Source organism: Cellvibrio sp. (assembly GCF_053579595.1).
Genome location: NZ_JBRFPI010000323.1, coordinates 1 through 5,369, shown reverse-complemented (window position 1 = coordinate 5,369; position 5,369 = coordinate 1). Strand labels below are relative to the sequence as shown.

The following is a 5,369-nucleotide window of genomic DNA, read 5'->3' as shown; positions in this document are numbered from 1 at the left end:
GGTTTCCGGTTTTGACAAAATGGTCGCACTCAGTGATACCAGTGCATCGCTTGAGGCCAGAGTGAAATCCTATCTCGATGCCAACTGTGCGCATTGCCATGGTACGGGTAATGGGGGATCGCAATGGGACGCGCGCTTTAATACGCCGGTGAGCCAAATGAAAGTGGTGAACCTCGCCACTACCGGTATTCGCGATTACCTCGCGGACTACGGCATTACCAATGCAAAAGTCGTTGCCGCTGGTGCTCCGCAGCAGTCGGTGCTGTACATCCGCGATAAGAGCATCAACCCGAATGACCGTATGCCACCGATTGGTCGCGCGCTGGAACATAAGGAATACATTGCGGTGTTGGAGCAGTGGATCGCCAGTTTGTCGGGCACTCCACCGCAACAAGGCAAGACGTTATTGTCAAAAGGCAAGCCGGTGACTGTCTCGTCATTTGAGGGTGGTTTTGTTGGCCCCAATGCTGTTGATGGTGATGTGTTAACCCGTTGGGGTAGTCAATTCTCCGATCCGCAATGGATCGAAATCGATCTGCAAACTGTGCAAAGTATCAGCGAGATCAAGCTGGTCTGGGAGGCTGCTTACGGCAAGTCTTACACCATTCAAGGGTCGCTGGATCGCAACCAATGGACACCCATAGTCACCAAAACCAATGGCACTGGCGGTGTTGAAACCCATACGAACTTGTCTGGATCCTATCGCTATATTCGTTTGAACGGCACTGTGCGCGGAACTGGCTACGGTTACTCGCTATTTGAGTTTGAAATCTGGGGCGGTACGGGTACTCCGCCGGTTGAGCCACCTGTGGAACCACCAGTGCAAACTCCAGTGCTGATCTCGCAAAACAAAACGGTTTCAACCTCGGCAGTGATTGGCGGCAACAACGGCGCGGCAGCGGTCGATGGCAATATGGGCACGCGTTGGGAAAGTGTGTTTGCCGATAACCAATTTATCCAGATTGATCTGGGTACCAAGATGAAAATCACCCAGATAGTGTTGGAGTGGGAAGCGGCTTACGGCAAAGGCTACGTGATTGAAGCATCGGATACCGGAACCGGCGGCTGGACTGAATTGTTCCGCACGACTACCGGTAATGGTGGGCAAGATGCCTTGACCGTCAATGGCCAGGGGCGTTATGTCCGTTTGACCGGTATCACGCGCGGCACCCAGTACGGCTTCTCGCTGTGGGAATTCCGTGTCTACGGCACTTCTCTGGATGTCGTGACTACACCAACTATTAGCATTGCCGCACCAACAGCGAGCCAACAGTTTGTGCAAGGTAACAACGTCAGCCTGCAAGTGGCGATTAGTGATACGGCCTGGTTTAGCAGCGGTGGGAGTTACCGTTACTCGCTCAATAATGGAACAGCGATCAGGGTTACCAGCGCAACGCCTGTCAATCTGGGTGCCTTGCCCGTCGGTACTCACAGTGTCTCGGTAACCTTGCTGAATGCACAAAATCAGGTGGTTGGTGTTAGTGGCACAGTTGGCTTCAGCGTTATCACGGGTGGCGTTACACCCACGACACCAAGCCCAGCCAAGCTGACGCCGACTGGGTCAACAGCCTCCAGTTTCGTCGGTATCAATACGATAGCGAGTGCACATGACGGCAACGTCGCGACGCGTTGGGAGAGTGAGCAAAGCGACAACCAATAAATCCAGTTGGATATGGGGAAAAGTGTGCACTTCACACGCGCGGTGCTGAATTGGGAAGCCGCTTATGGCAAGAGCTATGTGATCGAAGTGTCTGAAAATGGCAGCACCTGGGAGATCGCGAACACCACTACCAACGGTGACGGCGGTATCGATACTCTGGTACTGGATGGCCAGAAAGGCCGCTATATCCGTATGCGTGGTGTACAGCGTGCGACTGGCTACGGTTATTCACTGTTTGAGTTTGAGGTTTACGGTGTCCCTGCCGATGCAAATCTCGCGCTCATTAGTTTCCTGTCGCCGGCAAATGATGCGGTGATCGCGCAGACGGAGGCAGTGAAATTCCGCGTTGCCATTACCGACGCGAATTGGTTCGCTGGCGGTGGTTATGTCTATTATCTGGATACCAACCAGGCGGTGCGTGTTAACAATCTCAATGAAATAAATCTGGGGCTATTGCCGACTGGCCAGCACAGCCTGCGCATCAGCTTGGTGAATAGCAGTGGAGTGGAAGTCAGTGTGCCCAAGGTGCGCAAATTCCGCGTGAGTTGCGGCACGACTTGTCCGAAAGTGTTGGTCTTCTCCAAAACCTCCGGCTTCCGCCACGACTCTATCGCGGCCGGTATTGCGATGGTGCAGCGGATCGCCCAGGACAATGGCTACATAGTGACGACCTCGGAAGATGCGAGCCTTTTCACCACCGCGAATCTCGCGCAGTACTCCACGATTGTATTTATGAATACCACTGGCGACATCTTCACTGCTGCGCAGGAAGCGGCGTTCAAAACCTATATGGAAACCGGTGGCGGTTTTGTCGGTACTCACTCGGCGGCGGATACAGAGCACGGTTGGCCCTGGTATACCGGAACCCTGTTTGCCGGAGCGGAGTTTATTCATCACGGCGATGGAATCCCGCGCGCAAAAGTGAAGATCGAGAAACTGGAAAATCCGTTGGTGAAACACATCGGTGCTGAGTGGATGCTCGGTGATGAATGGTATTTTTGGAAAACCAATCCGCGCGGAGTGGGCAATGTTGAAATTCTGGGCACACTGGATCGCACCAGTTATGTCTCGAATTATCCGGTTGCCGACCATCCGGTGATTTTCACCAATACCATCGGCACTGGCCGTATGTTCTACACCGCGATTGGCCATGTCGATGCGAATTTCTCTGATCCTAATATGGTGGAGATGATCCGCAAAGCGATTGAGTGGACGTCTGCCAATTAATTAGCAATCAATTATTAAGTTTCATCCTCGCTTCTCCGCGCTGTTAATACAGCGCGGATTTTTTCATGCAGCTTTGGTGTCGAAAACGTTATGAACAACAATAAAGTAAAAAACCGATTTAAAAATATTTCACATCTTTCAATGAATGTATTGCCGGCTGCTTTGTTATTGAATGCAATGCCGCTTTTTGCACAGCAGAATGCTATCGAGCAAATCATTGTTACGGGAACATACAACCCACTCACTATGGAACAAGTGTCATCCAGCGTGAGCGTGGTTGATCGGGAAATGTTGGGGCAATTGAATAAAACCAATCTGGTCGACGTACTGCAATCGGTACCGGGCGTATCGATTGAGCGGCAGGGCGGCCCCGGTGGATTAGCGGTGGCATCCATTCGCGGTGGAGAATCAAATTACACGGTAGTGATGATTGATGGCATCGCGATGAATGATCCAGGCAACAGCCGTGGCGGTGCATTTGATTTGGGCAGCATCAATGTGGATTCTATCGAGCGCATTGAAATTGTACGCGGCCCGCAGTCTGCTATTTATGGTGCGGATGCACTTGCCGGTGTTATTAATATTATTACGCTACGCCCGAAACAGGGCCATCAGCAATCGATATCTGCCAGTGTTGGCGATGAAGGTTTTCAGCAAGCGGGTTTTAGTGCGCTGGGTGCCGGTGATAAAACCGATTATGCAATTCAAGCGCGCGAGCGCGATTCAGGCGAACCGGTTACAGGAAGCAGGGCAGAAGACAGTGAAATTAATTTACGTTTGGGGTGGCGACCAACAGATGCACATTCTATAACCGCAAGCGTCCGCTATTTTGATGGTGACCGCAGCAGTTATCCTGAACAAAGCGGCGGTCCTGAATTCGCCACATCACCTGCATTGGATTACACCGACTATTCCGATAAAAATGCAGCCTTGGGTTGGCAATTCCAGGTCGCCGAACAATGGAAAAGCCATTTGCAAGCGACACATTACGAGCGCAGTGAATCATTTGATTCGCCGGGTATTGCCCCTTACAACGCAATTCCTCCCAATGGTGCTGACACCGAATTTAAACGTCAGCAAATATCCTGGATCAACACCATTGGCCAGCAGGGAAAATTATGGGCGAATATCGGTTTGGAAAATCGTAAAGAAGAAGGCGACAGCCGCGGCTATTTGAATTTCGGTTTTGTAAAGCCGACAGATTTTGCATTGGATCGCACCACCGCCAGTGGCTTTCTTGATCTCAATGCTCAACTGAATGAAAAATTATTGTTGCAGGGTAGTGTGCGCAATGATGATACCGATGGTTTTGGTAGCGAAACATCAACCAGACTGGGGCTGCGCTATCAATTATCTGAATCTATTGTGTTACGTGCGAATCGCGGTGACAGTTATAAATTACCGAGTTTTTTTGCTCTCGGGCATCCATTGGTCGGTAACGCAAATTTAAAACCTGAAAAAGTCGATAGTTGGGATGCAGGAATTGCATGGCAAGTATCCGGCCAACTCAGCACAAGTATCGATTATTTTGCCAATGATTTTCGTGATCCCATTGATTTTGACAGCGAGCTTTTTACCAACGTCAATCGTGAGCAAATCAAAACCAGCGGTGTCGAGTGGCAAGCGCAATGGAGCAGCGTGGATAATCGTGTAGGGTTGCGTGGTAATGCGACCTATACAGATATTGATGTGAAAGATAGCGTTTCAGTTTTGACGGGTAGACCTCAATGGCGCGCAGGAATAGCAGCGCATTGGCAGCTCAGTGAGAGTTTGCGCACCAGTCTGGATTATCAGCAAGTGGGTGAGCAGTTTGCAACCAGTCAGCACACGGGCGAGGCAAGCTTGCATGAATTGGATGATTACCAACGGTTTGATGCCAATCTGTTTTGGTCGGTGAGTGAATCATTGGGTATGACTGTGTCAGTAGAAAATCTATTTGATAATGCCGCGTATTCAGCGGTCGGTTTTCCTGCCCCAGGTTTATTGTGGCGGCTTGGCTTACAGTGGAAAACGGGGCAGTAATAATTATGGATACCCGCGTTCGCCGGTATGACGAAAGTGCAATCTGTTGGATGTTTCTTTATTCGTCACTCCTGAGAATGCGGGAGTCCAGCATTTGTTGTAGGTGCCCAAGCTGAGGGTATGACGCAAAGTATATTTTCCTATTATTTATTTTCTATTTTCACGCACCAAACGTAAGGGTAAGCGATCACCACGAAAGCCGTTGTAATAATTTGATGCGCCTGTGGCAAAATCAACTGTTTGCGCATGCTCAGGATAATTCTGATAAGTTGATATTGACCAGTAGGGAGCTTCCAAGGTTAATTGAAAAATTTCAGGATTAATTGTTGGTTTTGCGGCTGTGTTGGTTACCAACGTCTTTAACTCATCAATGGTCGGCACTCGCCAGTCGTCAAAACCACATAATTTTTCAGTATTGGTTGCATTGAGCAGGCTATTCCAGTCATCAAAAAAAATCGTT

Annotated in this window: 4 protein-coding genes; 3 read left to right on the top strand and 1 reads right to left on the bottom strand. The window is 49.9% G+C overall.

Annotation, left to right across the window (positions count from 1 at the left end):
• The 3 genes from ACWA6V_RS16780 to ACWA6V_RS16770 all read left to right on the top strand — a co-directional run.
• Nucleotides 1–1,660, top strand: a 1,660-nt coding sequence (locus tag ACWA6V_RS16780) for a galactose-binding domain-containing protein (protein ID WP_449523567.1), incomplete at its 5' end; no start/stop codon positions are given.
• A gap of 12 nt (nt 1,661–1,672) precedes the next feature.
• Nucleotides 1,673–2,887, top strand: a complete 1,215-nt coding sequence (locus ACWA6V_RS16775; protein WP_449523566.1) for a ThuA domain-containing protein — start codon at nt 1,673–1,675, stop codon at nt 2,885–2,887.
• Between the two features lie 90 nt (nt 2,888–2,977).
• Nucleotides 2,978–4,909 carry a TonB-dependent receptor plug domain-containing protein gene (locus ACWA6V_RS16770; protein ID WP_449523565.1) on the top strand — a complete coding sequence of 644 codons (1,932 nt, stop codon included), beginning with the start codon at nt 2,978–2,980 and terminating at the stop codon, nt 4,907–4,909.
• A 147-nt stretch (nt 4,910–5,056) separates the two neighbouring features.
• Here the strand turns inward: ACWA6V_RS16770 and ACWA6V_RS16765 are convergent.
• A partial coding sequence (locus tag ACWA6V_RS16765) for an Lcl C-terminal domain-containing protein (RefSeq protein ID WP_449523564.1) occupies nt 5,057–5,369 on the bottom strand: 313 nt, incomplete at its 5' end.

Bases quoted from the DNA above. Each gene is read 5' to 3' on its own strand.
- ACWA6V_RS16775 (WP_449523566.1), top strand. From the start codon at position 1,673: ATGGGGAAAAGTGTGCACTTCACACGCGCGGTGCTGAATTGGGAAGCC.
- ACWA6V_RS16770 (WP_449523565.1), top strand. From the start codon at position 2,978: ATGAACAACAATAAAGTAAAAAACCGATTTAAAAATATTTCACATCTT.